Consider the following 16,819-nt stretch of genomic DNA (forward strand, 5'->3'; position numbering starts at 1 on the left):
CTCCCCAGAGCGGGACTCGCGGGGTTGGTGGCCGGCACCATGACATTCGTCGTGAGCGACTTCGGCGGAACGGCACACGGCCGCACCCGGGACCAGCACCAGGCTGGGCGCCATGCGAATGAGCACAGTCACCGGCACGGTCCTCGTGCTGTCCTGCGCGCTGGCGGGTGTGGCCCGGGCCGACACCGCCGGCCCCGACCTCGTCACCGTGCACGCCGACCAGAAGACCGGCCACATCGGCTCGATCGGGGCGAACACCCCGCTGTGGAACGACCACCTGCTGGACCCCCAGGTGCCGGGGCTGATCCGGCGGGCGGGCATCCGCAACCTGGAGTTCAACGGGGGCGGGGTGAGCGACCTGTTCCACTGGAGGGACGGCACGCTCTCCCCCGACCCGCTCGCCGAGGAGCACAAGGCGCACGGCCTGGACTACACCGGGCTGGGGTCGCACTTCAGTTTCGACCAGTTCGAGCAGGTGGCCCGCCGTTCCGGTGCGACCACGAGCGTGCACGTCAACTACGGCACGGGCACGGCCCAGGAGGCCGCCGACTGGGTGCGCTACGCCAACCGGACCCAGCACTACGGAGTGCGGGACTGGATCGTCGGCGAGGAGGTCTACCTCAACGGCGGGATCCAGAACACCTACCCGTTCAACGTCGAACCCGACGCGCACGCCGACAAGTCGCCCGCGGCCTACGGGCGGGCGGTGCTGGACTACGCCAGGGCGATGAAGGCGGTGGACCCCACGATCCGGATCGGTGTGGAGGTCATCCCCGCGCGAGAGGGCACCGCGCTGTGGGACTGGGACAAGACCGTGCTGTCCACGGTCGGCTCGGCCGCGGACTTCGTCGACGTGCACTCCTACCCGTTCGGCCAGCAGAGCGACTTCTTCGCGGGCATCGGCCTGATCAAGCCGGTGATCAGCACCCTGCGCGGGCTGGTGGACCAGACCGCGGGCAGGGCCACGAAGATCGTCGTGGGCGAGACGAACTCCGCGACCTGGCCCGCCGCGGCGCAGATCAGCGAGCAGAACGCGCTGTACCTGGCCGATGACGTGCTCACCCAGTTCGAGAGCGGGGTGGAGTCGGTGAACTGGTGGGCCCTGCACAACGGTGGCAGCGACACCGCGGACCTGGGCCTGCTTTCCAGCAGCAGCAAGCCTTTCGCCCCGTACTACGGCATGCAGTTGCTCACCGAGGCCGCACAGCCGTGCAGCGACCTGCTGGCGACCAGTTCCAGCAGCACCGGCGTGGACGCGCACGCGGTGCGCCGACCCGACGGCAGCATCGCCGTGGTGCTGATCAACAAGGATCAGACCGCGGCGCACCAGGTCCGGCTGGACCTGCCCCGCCTGCTGCCCGGCGCCACCGTGCTCAGCACCGCGGCCAGCTCGGTGCTGAGCAGGCGCGAGCCGGGGCCGGTGGCCACGACCCGCACCCTGCCCGCGAACTCGTTGACGGCGGTCATCGTGCGCCCGTGGTGATCAACCCTGTGCGGCGATCGCGTGCCGGGGCTGGCTGCTCCGGTACGTCGCCCACGAACTGGGGCAGGGCCACCGCCGCCAGCGCCTCGGCGATCGGGGCCAGCCCGGCCAGCTCCGCCTGGTGGATCACCGAGAAGATCGGCACCCGCTCCAGCTCGAACCACAGCTGCGGGTCGCGCACCAGCTCGGCGAGCTGCTCGGGCTCCGGGGACCAGCCGACCTCGGGCAGCCGCTCCCGGTGCAGCGCGGCCAGCGCCAGGGCCAGCCAGCCGGAGTAGGCCCGCGCGCAGGCCGCCTCGCGTTCGGCCTCGGAGTCGTGGCGCTCGCACAACTCCTTGGCGTACAAGCGAAGCAGCTCGGGAACCCGGTACCGGACCCCGCCGCGCGCGTAGGTGCCGACGACCTGCAACAGCTGGCGGTCCACCAACCGCTCCATCAGCTTCTCGGCACGGGTCAGGCCGGTGTCCAGCAGCGCGGCGCCCACCCATGCGGACACGTCGGGCACCGCGAGCAGGCTCAACCGGCGCAGCAGCACCGATTCCGCCTCGGTCAGGGCACGGCAGCTCGCGGCGAAACCCGCGCGCAGGTCCAACTCGCCGGTGCTCAGCTCGTCCAGTCGGCGGCTGTCCTCGGTGAGCCGGTCCGCCAGGTGCCGCACGGTCCAGTGCGGCTTGGCGGCCAGCCGGGCGCCCGCGATGCGCAGGGCCAGCGGGGTGCGGTCGCACAGGCGGGCGAGCCTGCGGGCGTGCCCGGGGTCGGCGGCCACGCGGGCCGGACCGGCCACGGCGCCGAGCAGGCGGACCGCGTCGGGTTCGGCCAGCCGGTCCAGTCGCAGGTGCAGTGCGTGGTGCTGGCCGAGCAGCCCGTAGAGCTGGACGCGGCTGGTGACCAGCACGCAGCAGCCCGAACTTCCCGGCAGCAGCGGGCTGATCTGCTCGAAGGAGCTCGCGTTGTCCAGTACCAGCAACACCTTGCGACCCTTGAGCGTGCTGCGCAGCAGGGCGGAGCGCTCCGCGGTCTCGGCGGGCACGCGGTCCTCGGGCACGCCCAGTGCGCGCAGGAAGCCGCTGAGCACCTCGGCCACCGGGCTGTCCAGGTCCGCGAACAGCTGCCCGTCGGGGTAGTGCCCGGCCGCCCGCCGCGCCCAGTGCACGGCGAGCCCGGTCTTGCCAAGGCCGGTGCCCCCGGTGATCAGTGCCGTGGTGGGCGTGCCCGGCGCCGCGTCGAGCAGCCGGTCCAGCGCGCGCACCTCGGGCTCACGCCCGGTGAAGCCGTACACCTCGCCGGGCAGTTGCGCGGGCACCACGGCCCTGGCCCGCGGCTGCCTGGTGAGCGCGGGGTCGTCCCGCAGGATCGCGGCGTGCATCTCGCGCAGCACCGGGCCCAGTTCCAGGCCGAACTCCTCGATGGACAGCCGTCTGCCCTCCAGGAAGGTGGACAGCGCCTCGGCCCGCAGCCCGGACCGGTACTGGGCCAGCATCAGCTGGGCCCTGGCCTGCTCGCGCAGCGGGTGCTCGCGCACGAGGGTGCTCAGCTCGCCGACCAGGTCGCGGTGCTGGCCCAGTTCCAGGCGCAGGGCGGCCTGCTGCTCGTAGGCGGTCAGCCGCTGTTCCTCCAGCCGGGCCGCCTCGATCTCCACGGCGTGGCCGGAGATGCCCGCCAGCGCGGCCCCGCGCCACAGTTTCAGCGCGGTGTCCAGCCGCCAGGCGGCCTCGGCCACCTCACCGGCCGCGGCGGCGGTCGTCGCACTCTCCACGGCCTCGGCGAACTCCACCGCGTCCACCCGGTGCCCCTCGGCGCGCAGCAGGTAGCCGGGCGGGGAGGTGCTGATCACCTCCTCGTCCACGCCGTGCTCCTTGAAGGTCTTGCGCAGCCCGGCGACGCAGATCGCCACCTGGGTTCGCGCGGTGGCGGGCGGGCGGCCCTGCCACACGGCCTCCACCAGCGCGTCCACCGGGACGACCCGTCCCGGTGCCAGCGCCAGCATGGCCAGGATCGCGCGCTGCCGTGGTCCCCCCACCGAGACACGACGCTCGCCCAACCGGACCTCAAGCGGTCCGAGCACACGGAAGTACAACAAGTCCATCGACCCCCCAGCCGGTCCACGGAATGAATCGGTAAACGCCTCGTTCCGGTTTCCCCTTCGAGTCCCCACTCGTCGTGACGGTTCCACCGGTGAACGAAGTCAACCACGACTCACAATGGTCACGCCCGGCCCCCCTGTTAATACACAGGAAACGTCACCGAACGTTCGCCGCCACACACCTGCTGTGACTGAGATACCTCGTGCATGTTGCTGCACCTGGGTTGACGGGCCTGGGAGCCCCTGCTAGCGGCGAGGTCACAGCCTGTGAAAAGGATTTCGATAACGAGACGAAATGACCGGGAGATATGCGACACGCCCGAACACGGAATTCACTTCACGTGCGGCGCCTGTAGTGCCAGACCGAGAGCGGGACGAACACGAGCACCAAGCCGAGTGACCAGCCCAGCGCACCCGCGAGATTGGTCACAACCGGCCCGCCGTTCAACAGGGCGCGACAGGTATCGGTGACCAGCGTGGTGGGGTTGACCGAGGAGAACGCGCGCAGCCAGCCGGGCATGGTGGCGGTGGGCACGAACATCGAGCTGCCGAACTGCAACGGGATGGTCCACAGGAAGCCCACGGTCTGCACGGTCTGCGGGCTGCGCACCACCAGCCCGATGAAGGCCGAGACCCAGCACAGCGCGAACCCGTAGAGCACCAGCACCAGCAGGGCGCCGAGCACCTCCAACGGGCCGGTCTGCACCCGGAAGCCGATGACCAGCGCGAAGACCAGCATCACCAGCTGGCCAAGCAGCAGGCGGCACAGGTCGGCCAGCACCCGACCGGTGAGCACGGCCGAGCGCGCGATGGGCAGCGCGCGGAACCGGTCCATCAGGCCGTTGCCGAAGTCGGTGCTCAGCCCGATGCCGGTGGCCCGCGAGGCGAATGCCAGGGTCTGCACCATGATGCCGGGCATCAGGTACTGCAGGTAGGAGTGCTGGTCGGTGGCGATCGCCCCGCCGAACACGTAGACGAAGATCAAGGTGAAGATCATCGGCATCAGCGTGGCGTCCAGCAGCTGGCCGGGGTCGTTGCGGACCTGCACCAGGTTGCGCCGGGTGATGGCCAGCGAGTGCCGCAGCACCGCACGCGGGCCGATCCGGGCCCGCACCGGGCCCACTGGGGCCTGCACCACCGTGGTCATGATCCACTCCGCTCGGTTCCGGTGAGGGTCAGGAACACCTCGTCCAGGCTGGGCACCCTGGTGTCCACCGAGGCGATGGACAGCCCCGAGCGGCCCAGCGCACTGACCGCGGTGGTCAGCGCGTCCGGTCCGGACACGGGCAGGCGCACCAGCTCGTCCCCGGCATCGACCGCGGCAACGCCCAGCCCCGCGTAGGCCAGCACCCGCGCCACCGAGGGCACGTCGTGCACCCGGGCGGGCCGCACGTGCAGCACCTGGCCGCCGACCCTGGCGCGCAGCTCCTCCGTGAAACCGGCGGCGACCACCCGGCCGCCGTCGATCACCACCACGCGGTCGGCCAGCGCCTCGGCCTCCTCCATGTACTGCGTGGTGAGCAGCACGGTGGCCCCGTTGGCCACCAGCGCGCGCACCTCGTCCCACAGGCCGTTGCGGCTGCGCGGGTCCAGCCCGGTGGTCGGCTCGTCCAGGAACAGCACCGCGGGCTCGCCCACCAGGCTGGCGGCCAGGTCCAGCCGCCGCCGCATGCCGCCGGAATAGGTTCGCACCTGGCGCCCACCGGCGGCGACCAGGTCGAACCGCTCCAGCAGCTGCTCGGCGCGCTGCCGGGCGCCCTTGCGGGACAGGTCGAGCAGCCGGCCGATCAGGTACAGGTTCTCCCGGCCGGAGATGCCCTCGTCCACGGTGGCGTACTGGCCGGTGAGCCCGATCAGGCTGCGCACCTGGTGCGGCTCGCGCACCACGTCGAACCCGTGCACGCTGGCCCGCCCGCCGTCGGGGCGGACCAGCGTGGTGAGCATGCGCACCGTGGTGGTCTTGCCCGCCCCGTTCGGGCCGAGCAGGCCGAGCACCGTGCCGGTGGGCACCTCCAGGTCGACCCCGTTCACGGCGGTGGCCGCGCCGAAGCGCTTGACCAGGCCCTCGGAGCGGATCACCGGGTCCGCCCGGTGGTCAGCTGCTCGGCACCGAGCACGTCCTCCCCGTACAGGTCGTGCAGCCAGTTGCTCTGGTAGACCGTGTCCAGGTAGCGCTCGCCCAGGTCGGGGGCGATGGCCACCGAGGTGAGCCGCTCGTGGCCGTGCTCGGCCAGCCAGGACATGGCCCCGCTGACCACCGTGCCGGTGGAGCCGCCGAACAGGAAGCCGCGGCGGGCCAGCCGGTGGCAGGCGCGGATCGTGTCCGCCTCCTCCACCAGCACGACCTCGTCCACATAGGACTCCTCCAGCAGGGCGGGCCGCACGCTGGTGCCCAGGCCGGGGATCATGCGGCGGCCGGGCGGGCCGCCGAAGGTCACCGAGCCCACGCTGTCCACCGCGACCACGCGCACCGGCCGGTGCCACTCGCGGAACCAGCGGGCGCAGCCCATCAGGGTGCCGGTGGTGCCCGCCCCGACGAACAGCACGTCCAGCTTGGGGAAGGCCCTGGCGATGGCGGGCGCGGTCCTGCGGTGGTGCGCCCGCCAGTTGTTCGGGTTGCGGTACTGGTTGAGCCACACGTACCGGTCATCGGCCGCGCACAGCGCCTGCACGTAGCCGATGCGGGCGCCCAGGAAGCCGCCGGTGGCGTCGGGCTCGCTGATGATGTGCACCTGGCTGCCCAGCGCCTCCATCAGCCGCCGGGTGGACAGGTTGCAGCGCGAGTCGGTGACGCACAGGAAGCCGTAGCCCTTGCTGGCCGCGATCATGGCCAGGGCCACGCCCAGGTTGCCCGAGGAGGACTCCACCAGCACCGAACCCGGTTGCAGCGCACCGCTGCGCTCGGCGGCGGCGACCATCTCGGCCGCCGCCTTGAGCTTGATCGAACCGGCGAAGTTGAAGCCCTCGCACTTGAGGTACAGCGCGCGCTCGAAGACCGGCTTCAGGTCCACGTACAGGTCGTCGGTGTTGAAGTCCTGGGGAGCGGTGATGACTGGCACGCGTGCCCCCTCAGCCGTAGCGGCGCAGTTCGTGGAAGAAGTCCTCGACCACGTTCAGCCCACCGTCGCGGGTGATCTCGTCGTAGACGTACTTGCCCACGGCCAGGTCCAGCACGCCAAGGCCGAACGGGGAGAAGACCACCGGCCTGTCCGCGGGCACGGTCACCTCGCCGGACATGACCTGGGCCAGGGTGCCGTCCAGGAAGTCCCGGTTGCCGGTCCGCTGCTCGGCCAGGTGCGGGGAGGTGTTGGCCTTCAGGCAGTGCTCCACGTCGTCGACCACGTTGGTCGAGGCCAGGATGATCTCCGGCGACAGGTCGCGCAGGGACACGTGCAGCACCAGCGGGTTGTGCTCGAACCAAGCCGGGTCGTGCACGTGCGGCTCACCGGAGACGGTGGCGAACACGACCAGGTCGCTGCCCCGGATCAACGACTCCGCGCTGTCGTGCACGGTGATCTCACCGGTGGTGCCCGCCGACTCCAGGTAGCCGCGGAAGCCCGCCGCGCTGTCGGCCGACAGGTCGAACACGCCCAACTGGTCGAAGGACCAGCCGGTACCAGCCAGGAACTGGTGGATGTAGCGGGCGATCAGGCCGGTGCCGACGAAGCCCACGCGGGCGGGACGGCCCCGGTCGCGGCTGAGCACGTCGGCGGCCAGCGCGGCGGAGGCCGCCGTGCGGCAGGCGCTGATGATCGAGCTCTCCAGGCAGGCGAACGGGTAGCCGGTCGCCGGGTCGTTGAGGATCAGCACCGCGGAGGCGCGCGGCAGACCCGCCTGCACGTTCTCCGGGAAGCTGGAGATCCACTTCAGCCCGTCCACCTGGACGTCCCCGCCGATGGAGGCGGGCAGCGCGATGATGCGCGAGCTGGGGCGGTCGGGGAAGCGCAGGAAGTAGGAGGGCGGGTTGACCGAGTCACCGGCACCGTGCACCTGGTAGGTGCGGGCGACCAGGTCGACGACCAGCTTCTCCTTGCCGCGCAAGGTGTCCTGGACCTGGCCGCCGGGAATGACGGCGAAGGTGGGCGTGTCCGGCATCGTGTGCTCCGTGGTGGTGGGAGGGGCGGGGGTCACCCGGCGTTGACGGTCGGCGAGCAGTCGGCGAGCCGCACCGGGTCGCCCATGCCGACCAGCACCTCGCGGGCGCCCTCGTAGGGCTCCCGGCTGTGCGCGGTGCGGATGTTGTCCACGAGCATCAGGTCGCCCGCCTGCCAGGGCTCCCGCGCGGTGTTGGCCTCGTAGACCTTGTTCAGCAGCTGCACGACGTCCTCGCCGATCGGGTCGCCGTTGCCGAAACGGGTGTTGAAGGGCAGCGCCTCCACCCCGTAGACGTCCACCAGGTACTCGCGCACCTCGGGGGCCATCGTCCACTCGTTGAGGAACGCGATCTGGTTGAACCAGCAGCGCTGGCCGGTCACCGGGTGGCGCACGATGGCGCTGCGGCGCTGCCGGGTGCGCAGCCCGCCGTCGGCCTGCCACTCGAACTCGATGGCGTTGTCCCGGCAGTACTGCTCCACCACGGACTTGTCCTCGGTGCCGAACGCCTCGGCGTAGGGCACCCCGATCTCGTCGTTGTAGTTGCGGGTGAGCAGCCAGCCCTCCTGCTCGAAGCGGGCCACCAGGTCGGCGGGCAGCGCGTCGAGCACGGTGGGCGCGTCGGCCACCGCGGTCGCCCCGCCCTGGGCGGGCGCGGTCAGGCAGGCGAACAGCATCAGGCGCGGGAACTCCAGCGTGTAGCTGAGCTCGTGGTGCATGCACATCGGCTGGTTCGGCGGCCACTTCGAGGAGGAGTAGACGCCCTCGGAGTACGTCCAGCGCGGGGCGAACGCCTCCTTCTCGGCCATCAGCGAACCGGTCAGCCGCTGGTAGAGGGCAGCGACCTGGTCCGCGTCGCGCAGGCCGAGCCCGCGCACCAGGACCGAACCGTGCTCGGCGACAACGGCGTGCAGGGCCTCGCGGTGTGCCTCGGCCCAGGCCGCGGCCTCGCCTTCGGCCGACACCACCGGCGGGCTGCCGGGCCGCACCGCCACATCGAGCTGGGTGGACATCTCACTGAGCCTTTCTGTTGGACGTGAGCAGCTCCGCCGCGCGCAGCACGGCATCGGCCGCTGCCTCGGGCCGGGTGCGCAGGAAGTAGTGACCGCCCTCGGGCAGCTCGTGCAGCGCCACGCGGTCGGCGAACAGCCGCCAGTCGGCGTGCCGCTCGGCGAAGCCCTCGGTGGCCGGGTCGTCGGCGGCGAGCACGGCGGTCACCGGGGCCGCCAGCCTGGCCGGCGGGGTGTCGATGGCCTCGGCGAAGTAGCGGTGCGCCGTCACGCAGTCGTGCCGGTAGGCGGCGCCCACGTGCTCGGCGCGCTGGCTGTCCAGCTCACCGAGCTCGGTGTAGGCGCTGTCGGAGCTGAGCCGGGCGGCGATCTCCGCGTCGGTGCGGGCGGTCAGCTCGGCCACCGTGGCACGGCGCTGGGCGGCCTCGCCGAGCAGCTGCGCGCCCAGCAGCACGCCGCGCACGGTGACCCCGCGCCGCTCCAGCTCGCGGGCGGTGTGCAGGGCGAACGCGGTGCCCGAGGAGTGACCCCACAGCACCAGGTCGCGCAGCCCGCGCTGGGTGATCTCGCCGACCACCTGGTCCACCACCTGGCTCATCGGCGCGAAGGGCTCGCGCTCGGCGGCCAGGTCGTGCCCGGGCAGCTCCACCGCGTACACGCCAAGACCGCTGCCCTGCAGGGCCTTGGCCAGCGGCTGGAAGTTCACCGCGTTGCCGCCCGCGTAGGGGAAGCACACCAGCGTGCCCGCCGCACCGTCCGATTCGGACAGTTGTTGCAGCAGCCCGCCCTGTTCGCGGGCGATGCCGTCCAGCAGGGCGGCCAGGTCGGCCAGCACCGGCTGGCGGGTGATGTCCTTGAGCGAGACGGCCCGCTCCAGCGCGATGGCCAGCTTGACCGCCGACAGGGAGGTGCCGCCGCGGTCGAAGAAGTGGTCGGCGCGGCCGATCTGCTCGGCGGGCACGCCAAGCACCTTGGACCAGGCCGCGGCCAGCCGCTGCTCGGTGGGCGTGCTCGGGGCCAGGTACTCGCCCTCGACCTCGGCCAGCTCACCGGCCAGCCTGGTCAGCGCCTTCTTGTCGACCTTGCTGTTGGCCGTCAGCGGCAGGGCCTCGCGGTGGTGGAAGGCCGTGGGCACCATGTACTCCGGCAGGGACTCGCCCAGTCGCGTGCGCAGCAGCTCCACCGGGATCTCCTGCGGGCCCGCGTAGAAGGCCACCAGGTGCTTGCTGTGGTCGGCCCGCTCGGCCACGACCACCGCCCCGTCGCGGACCCCGGGCACCAGCAGCAGCTTGTTCTCGATCTCGCCGATCTCGATGCGGAAGCCGCGGATCTTCACCTGGCTGTCGCGGCGGCCCAGGAACTCCAGCTTGCCCTCGGGCAGCCAGCGGCCGTGGTCCCCGCTGCGGTAGAGTCGCTCCCCCGGCTTGTGCGGGTCGGCCAGGAAGGCCGCCTTCGTCCGCTCCGGGTCGTTGACGTAGCCCCGGCCCACGCAGACCCCGGAGAACACGATCTCGCCGGGGGCGCCCAGCGGCACCGGGTTGAGCCGCTCGTCCACCACGTACACGTGCACGTTGTTGACCGCCGGGCCCAGCGGCACGCGCTCCCGCTCGGGCACCCGGTCCATCACCTCGTGGTTGGTGTCGTCCGAGGTCTCGGTCAGCCCGTAGGCGTTGGCCAGCTTGATGCCGCTGGTCATCGAGAACCAGCGCTGGGTCAGCTCCTTCTTCAGCGCCTCCCCGGTCACCGACACGCAGCGCAGCGCGGGCAGTTCGCGGGAGTGCTCCTCCAGGTAGGAGAGCACGACCTCCAGGTACGAGGGGACCACCTGGAGGACGTGCACCCCGCCGCCGGCGATCCGGTCCACGAACCGCGCGACGTCCAGGATCACCTCCTGCTCCACGATCAGCGTGCGACCGCCGACCAGCAGGGCGGACACCAGCTGCCACAGGGAGATGTCGAAGCACTGCGGGGCGGTCTGCGCCACCACCGTGCCCGGTGCCACGCCCAGGTCGTCGATCTTGGCGTACAGGTGGTTGAGCATGCCCGCCTGCTCGCACATGGCGCCCTTGGGCTCGCCGGTGGAGCCGGAGGTGAAGTAGATGTAGGCGAGCTGGTCCTCGGTCACCGCGAGGCCGAGGTCACCGTCGGGGTGCTGCTCGGCGTAGGCCGCGTCCAGGAACACGACCTGGGCCCCGGGCAGGGAGTTCAGCGCCTGGTCCAAAGTGGACGTACTGCCGCGCTCGGTGAGGACCAGCTTGCACCCGGCGCGGTTGAGCGTGGTCGCGATCCGGTCGCCGGGGAAGTGCGGCTCGATGGGCAGGTAGGCGCCACCGGCCTTGAAGATCGCCAGGACCGAGGCCATCCAGTCCAGGTTGCGCTCGGTCACCACCGCGACCACGTCCTCGCGGGCCAGCCCGCGCGCCAGCAGCACCCGGCCGATCCGGTTGGCGCGGCGGTTCAGCTCGGCGTAGGTCCACTCGGTGTCCCCGTGCACGGCGGCCACGGTGTCCGGGTGCTCGCGGACCCGCTGCTCGAACAGCTCGTGGAAGCGGGCGTCCGGCAGCTCGCGGCGCGGACCGGCCAGCCCGTTGAGCTGGAAGTCCAGTTCCCGCTCGGACAGCAGCGAACCCTCCCAGTCCCCGGCGACCAGCGCCGCCAGGGCCGACACGTGGTAGCCCGCGACCCGCTCCGCCGCGTCGGCGTCCAGCGCCTCGGTGCGGTAGCGCAGCACCAGCACGTCCTCGCGCAGGCCGACCGCGAACACGGAGTGCCCGGCCGGCTCGCCACCGGCGAGGTCCAGCTCGGTCTCGAACAGCGGGCCGCTCGCCGCGATCGGGAAGTCCCTGTGCCGCAACACGTCCTGCTCGACCCCGTGCACCTGCGCCAGCAGCTCGCCCCAGCCCCGCACCTCGGTGCTGACGCGGAACGGCAGCGCCTGCCCGCCCTGCTCGGGTCGGTAGCCGGTGACGACCTCCCGCTCACCGGACAGCGCGGCGACCACCTTGACGTGCGCGGAGAGCAGGGCCGTGCTCAGCGAGGTCCGCTCGCGCAGCGCGGTCAACAGCTGCTCGGACAGCTTCTCCTCGTGCTGGGCAACCCCGACGGCGGGATCGCCCAGCACCCACCTCGGCACGGCGGTGTACCCGCCAGCGGCGAGCACGCCCTGCCAGAACTCATGGCCGGTAGCCATCGGGGTCGCTCCTGTTCACTTCTGAGATCGGTGTGCTGGCAACGGTTCTTCGCTCAGCTCGGGTCGTTCGGGGTGGCCTCGTCAGGCCGAGGCGGCGTCCATCTGCTCGATCAGGCTCTTGGGCCGCATGTCGGTCCAGTTCTGCTCGATGTAGTCCAGGCAGGACTGCCGGGACTCCTCGCCGTGCACCTGGGTCCAGCCCGCGGGCACGTCCACGAAGGACGGCCACAGGGAGTGCTGACCCTCCTCGTTGACCAGCACCAGGTAGCGGCCGTCGTTGTTCTCGAAGGGGTTGGTCATGTCACACCTCTCGGGCTAGTTCAGTTCCTTGGCGAGCACCGGGGCGAGCTCGCCGATGGTGGGGTGCTCGTAGAGCTGGTGCACCAGCAACCTGGTGCCCAGCGCGCTGTTGGTCCTGGCGATCAACTGGGCCGCCCGCAGCGAGCTGCCGCCCAGGTCGAAGAACCGGTCCTCGCGGCCGATCCGCTGCTGGCCCAGCACTTCCGCCCACAGCTCGGCGAGCTTGCGCTCCAGCTCGGTGGCCGGTTCCACGTGCCGGTGACCGCCGCTGGGCCGGTCCACCGCCGCCGCGGCGAGCAGCCGCGCCTGGTCCACGCCGCCCTCGGCATCGCGCGGGATCTCCCGCACGGCAAGGATCCGCACGGGCAGCGGGCTGCGACGGACCACTTCGGACAGTGCGGCGGGGTCGATCTCCGGCCCGGTGTGGGCGAGCACGATCTCGCTGTTGCGCAACTGCTCGGGCGCCAGCTCGCGCACGATGTGCTCGTTGCGGCCGTCCAGCCCGATCAGCAGGTGCACGTGCTCGGTGGCCAGCGCGAACAGCAGCGACTCCAGGCCCTGCTCGTCGGTGATCGCGCGGAACCCGCGTGAGGCGGCGGCAGCGGTCGGGCTGCCCTGGTTCATGCCGACCCCGGCCCACATGCTCCAGGCCAGGCAGCGCACCGGGCGCCCGCGCTCGCGGCCCCAGTGGTCGGCGAACCCGTTGAGGAAGCTGTTGGCCGAGGAGTAGGCGCCGAAGGAGCTGCCGCCGAAATCCCCGTTCACCGAGGAGAACAGCACCAGCACGGCCTCGGGCCGGTCCTCCAGCAGCTCGGCCAGCGCCAGCGTGCCGAACACCTTGGCCTGGTAGATCCCGCTGAACGCGCTGAGCGGTTCGCGGGCGACGGTGTGCTGCTCCAGCTCGCTCCACTGGCCGGACACGTCCGCGCTGGCCAGGTGCAGCACTCCGGTCAGTGGCCCGTGTGCCCGCTCCGCCTCGGTCACCGCGGCCGCCAGCGCCGCCGAGTCGGCCACGTCCAGCGACCGGTACTCGACCTCGCCCAGCGCCTGGAGGTCCGCCAGCCGCTCGTCCTCCGGGCCGACCTCGGAGCGGCCCACGAGCAGCAACTTGGCCTGGTAGGCGGCGAGCAGGTACTGCGCCACCTCGTAGCCGATGCCGCCCAGGCCGCCGGTCAGCAGGTACAGGCCACCGACCCGCACGTTCGGCGGCAGGTCGTCGCCCACGGCCACCGGCCGCAGCCTCGGCACGAGCCGCTGACAGTCCCGATAGGACACCAGGTCGTTCTGCCCGCGTGCGGCCAGTTCCGCGCGGACCACCGCCAGCAGGTCACCGCCGTCCACGTCGATCTGGCGCACCACCGGCAGCACCCGTTCGGCGGCGGCAGTGCGGATCAGGCCCGGCAGCGCGGCCTTGGCCACGTCGACGCGGTCCCCTTCGCGCGCCCAGGAGCCGCCCTGGGTCAGCACGAGCAGCTGCACCTGGCTGCCCGCAAGCGCTTGCAGTGCGCCACGCACCGAGTAGACGCCCGTGTGCAGCTGGTCGGCCACGGGCCCCTCGCCGCGCGCCAGGCCGAAACCGTGCAGCACCACGCTGGGCTTGTGCCGCTCGACCAGCGTCAGGTAGTCCCCGTCGAACTCGTGCTGCCGCACGATGATCACGTTGTCCTCGGCGGGGATCTGCGCTCCGTCGGGCGCCAGCAGCAGCCAGGGCCCGGTGGGCAGCTCGGCCCGCGCCTCCTGCTCGGCGGGCAGCCAGGCCCTGTCGAAGAACCAGTTCGGCAGCGCGCCCTCCGGCTCCGGGGCGCCCTCGATCTCGCTCAGCACCTCGTCGAACGCGCCGTTGCGCAGGTCCTTGACCAGCTGGGAGCGCTGGATCTTGCCGCTGGCGGTCTTCGGGAACACCTCGCGCGGCACCGGGATGGCGTGGTGCGGCTGGAGGCCGATCTCCCGCGACAGCCGGGCCTTGATCTCCGCGACGGTGGCCCGCTGGTCGGCGGCGAACTCCGAGCTGGGCACGAAGAAGACCACCAGCTTGTCGGTGTCCCCCTCGGACTCGGCGTAGGCGCAGGCCGCCACGAAGGTGACCTCCGTGCCCGGCACCTGCTCCACGATGGACTCGATGTCGTAGCTGAGGAAGTTCGCGCCCTGGATGATGATCAGATCGTTCTCCCGGCCGGTGATCGTCAGCCGGCCGTTGTGCAGGAAGGCCAGGTCCCCGGTGCTGAACCAGCCGTCCGCGGTGAACGCCGCCGCGTTGGCGGCCTCGTTGCGGTGGTACCCGGTCATGATCGTCGGACCGGTCACCTGCAACCGCCCGATGTGGTCCTCGGGCAGCACCCGGTCCTCGTGGTCCACGATGCGCAGCCGCACGCCCGGCTGCGGGCCGCCGACCTCGGTGAAGGTCACCGAGTCCTGGGCGCCGCGCTCGGCCTCGCGCAGCCGCCCCGACATCGAGTCCTGGGCGAAGCACAGCGTGCCCGCCGTGTCGTCCACAGAGGACAGTGCGGAGGACACGATGCCCGAGGAGGTCTCCGACATGCCGTAGGCGGGCCGCATGGCGTCCGCGGGCAGCCCGTGCTCGCGCAGGACCTGGCCGAAGCGCTGTGCGGTCCGGCTGACCACCGCCTCGCCGCCGTTGAGGATGTACCGCAGGCAGCTCAGGTCCCAGGTGCGGTCGGCTGCCTTGTCGGCGTGCTCGTTGAACAGGGAGAAGGCGAAGTTGGGCGCCCAGGTGTCGGTGACCCGGAACCGGTGCACCCAGTCCATCCAGATCATCGGGTCGGCCAGGAAGGCCTCGATCTCGGCGTTGACGTGCTGGCGGCGTAGCACCACCGAGAACACGTTGTACATCACGATGCCGCCGACGTGGTCCAGCGGCATCCAGTTCAGGGACACGTCCTGGCTGGTGAACCCGTTGGCGATGGCGTGGCCCACGCTGCGGGCCACGATGCTGCGGTGCGCGTGCCGCACGCACTTGGGGATGCCGGTGCTGCCCGAGGTGAGCAGGTGCAGGGCCGGGTCGTCCGGGGTGGCCGGGAACCAGTCGGTGGACTCGGACTCGGCCAGCAGCGGCTCCAGGGCCTCGATGCGCAGGTCCTCGACGTCCCACAGCACCGACAGGCCGCGCGCGGCGGCCAGCAGCCGCTGGTCGGTGAGGATCAGCGGGCGGTCCAGCAACTCCCAGGAGTTGAACAGCTTGCGCGTGACGGCGTTGTCCCGGTCGAAGCCCAGCGGGGTGCCCACCGGGGTCGGCAGGTAGCCGCCCAGCACGCAGGCCCAGAACGTGACGAGGAAGTTCCTGTTGTCCGCGAACTGGAACAGCACCGGGTCACCCGGCCGCAGCCCGAGCCCGCGCAGGCCCGTCAACCCCCGCTGCGCCTCGGCCAGCAACCGCGGGTAGCTCTGGAACTCCTCGTCCCCGCTCGCCGTGACGTAGGTGATCCCCTTGTCCGGGGCCAACTCCGCCGCGAGCTTCAGCGCTTCCTGCAACGTGGCCGGATCCCCGGCACGCGGCACGTACTCCCCGCCGAACGCCTCCGCCAGCGGCAGGCCCTCGTGGTCGTTCGTGCGCCGCGGGGCAGCCTCCTCGGCCCGCTTCGCGACCCGCGTCCGCTCGGCGCGCGCCTCACGCCGCACCACCGCCGCCGCCTCGGTCACCCCCGGCTGGGCGCGGACCGCGGCGAGCAGGTCCTCCAGCACGGCCTCGTTGCCTGTACTCATGGGATCCGCACCTCCTGGCGCAGTGTTTGTTGACCGAGGGCCGAACCGATGGCCTCGGCCAGCTCCGCACCGGACTCGTTGAGGTAGAAGTGGCCCCCGGCGAACACGTGCTCAGCGAAGGGACCGGTGGTGTGCCGCCGCCACGCGGCCAGGCCGTCCAGCGGGGCGCGCTCGTCGCGGTCGCCGCCGAACACCGTGATCGGCGCCGACAGCGGCTCGCCCGGCGCGTAGCGGTAGGTCTCGCCCAGCGTGAAGTCGGCGCGCAGCGCGGGCAGCAGCAGGCCCATCAGGTTCTCGTCGTCCACAACGGACCCCGCCGTGCCGCCCAGTTCCCGCAGCGCCTCGCGGAACTCCGGCTCCGGCAGGTCGTGCAACCGCTTGAGCGACACGGGGTGGTCCGGGGCGACGTGCCCGGACAGCAGCAGGTGCGCGGGCTGCACGCCCCGCTTGTCCCGCAACGCCCTGGCCAGCTCGTAGGCCATGACCGCGCCCACGCTGTGGCCGAAGAACGCGAACTGGCCCTGTAGGTAGGGGCGCAGCGCCAGCGCCACCGTGCGCACCAGCGCGCTCATCGTGGTCAGCGGCTTCTCGCGGATGCGGTCCTCGCGGCCCGGCAGCTGGACCGCGATCAGCTCCACGTCCGCTGGCAGCCACTGCGGCCAGTCGGCGAACCCCGCCGCACCCGCGCCCGCGTAGGGGAAGCAGATCAGCCTGTGACGCCACTGCGACCGCCGTGCCCTGCGCACGTACGGCGACTCGACGACGAACCTGTCGGAATCCAGCATTTGCCCGGACCACCTTGTGAGCTAGTGGTTTTCGTGTCTGTAGACCCTAAAGAGTCGCCTTATCCCCCCGATATCGTTCGCCCATCCCGCCCCCTGACGCCATGAAAGTGCCGTTCCTGGCGTTGAACGCCAGGAACGGCACTTTCATGGCACTGG

At 71.7% G+C, this 16,819-nt stretch carries 11 protein-coding genes; 1 reads left to right on the top strand and 10 read right to left on the bottom strand.

The features are described from left to right. The first annotated feature begins 112 nt into the window (after positions 1 to 112). The gene (locus KALB_RS30185) at positions 113 to 1,483 is read left to right on the top strand and encodes a glycoside hydrolase family 30 beta sandwich domain-containing protein (RefSeq protein ID WP_081789602.1); all 1,371 of its coding nucleotides are present in this window, start codon (positions 113 to 115) and stop codon (positions 1,481 to 1,483) included. Here KALB_RS30185 and KALB_RS30190 read toward each other — a convergent pair. From KALB_RS30190 to KALB_RS30235, 10 genes are all read right to left on the bottom strand, one after another. After that, positions 1,464 to 3,503, bottom strand: coding sequence for an AfsR/SARP family transcriptional regulator (locus KALB_RS30190; protein ID WP_158510845.1), 2,040 nt, complete (start codon positions 3,501 to 3,503; stop codon positions 1,464 to 1,466). The two genes, KALB_RS30185 and KALB_RS30190, sit on opposite strands and share 20 nt — an antisense overlap. A 400-nt stretch (positions 3,504 to 3,903) precedes the next feature. After that, positions 3,904 to 4,713, bottom strand: a complete 810-nt coding sequence (locus tag KALB_RS30195) for an ABC transporter permease (RefSeq protein WP_025359415.1) — start codon at positions 4,711 to 4,713, stop codon at positions 3,904 to 3,906. After that, a complete protein-coding gene (locus KALB_RS30200; protein WP_025359416.1) occupies positions 4,710 to 5,645 on the bottom strand; it encodes a daunorubicin resistance protein DrrA family ABC transporter ATP-binding protein in 936 nt (311 codons plus the stop codon). Before KALB_RS30200 ends, KALB_RS30195 begins: the two co-directional genes overlap by 4 nt. Beyond that, positions 5,642 to 6,625, bottom strand: coding sequence for a 2,3-diaminopropionate biosynthesis protein SbnA (gene sbnA, locus KALB_RS30205; protein ID WP_025359417.1), 984 nt, complete (start codon positions 6,623 to 6,625; stop codon positions 5,642 to 5,644). The genes KALB_RS30200 and sbnA overlap by 4 nt, the downstream gene beginning before the upstream one ends. Positions 6,626 to 6,635: 10 nt before the next feature. Next, entirely contained in the window at positions 6,636 to 7,661 is a 1,026-nt protein-coding gene (gene sbnB / locus KALB_RS30210) for a 2,3-diaminopropionate biosynthesis protein SbnB (protein WP_025359418.1), read from the bottom strand. Between the two features lie 32 nt (positions 7,662 to 7,693). Beyond that, positions 7,694 to 8,671 (bottom strand): TauD/TfdA family dioxygenase, encoded by a 978-nt coding sequence (locus tag KALB_RS30215; protein ID WP_025359419.1) that lies wholly within the window; start codon positions 8,669 to 8,671, stop codon positions 7,694 to 7,696. Between the two features lies 1 nt (position 8,672). After that, on the bottom strand, positions 8,673 to 11,858 hold the full coding sequence (locus KALB_RS30220; protein WP_025359420.1) for a non-ribosomal peptide synthetase: 3,186 nt from the start codon (positions 11,856 to 11,858) through the stop codon (positions 8,673 to 8,675). Positions 11,859 to 11,939: 81 nt separating this feature from the next. Beyond that, the gene (locus tag KALB_RS30225) at positions 11,940 to 12,158 is read right to left on the bottom strand and encodes an MbtH family protein (protein WP_025359421.1); all 219 of its coding nucleotides are present in this window, start codon (positions 12,156 to 12,158) and stop codon (positions 11,940 to 11,942) included. 15 nt (positions 12,159 to 12,173) lie between these two features. Next, entirely contained in the window at positions 12,174 to 15,878 is a 3,705-nt protein-coding gene (locus KALB_RS30230) for an SDR family NAD(P)-dependent oxidoreductase (RefSeq protein ID WP_025359422.1), read from the bottom strand. Next, the gene (locus KALB_RS30235) at positions 15,875 to 16,663 is read right to left on the bottom strand and encodes a thioesterase II family protein (RefSeq protein WP_025359423.1); all 789 of its coding nucleotides are present in this window, start codon (positions 16,661 to 16,663) and stop codon (positions 15,875 to 15,877) included. Before KALB_RS30235 ends, KALB_RS30230 begins: the two co-directional genes overlap by 4 nt. Positions 16,664 to 16,819: the final 156 nt, after the last annotated feature.

Origin of the sequence: Kutzneria viridogrisea DSM 43870, assembly GCF_000525635.1 — a bacterium.
Lineage (GTDB): Bacteria > Actinomycetota > Actinomycetes > Mycobacteriales > Pseudonocardiaceae > Kutzneria > Kutzneria viridogrisea.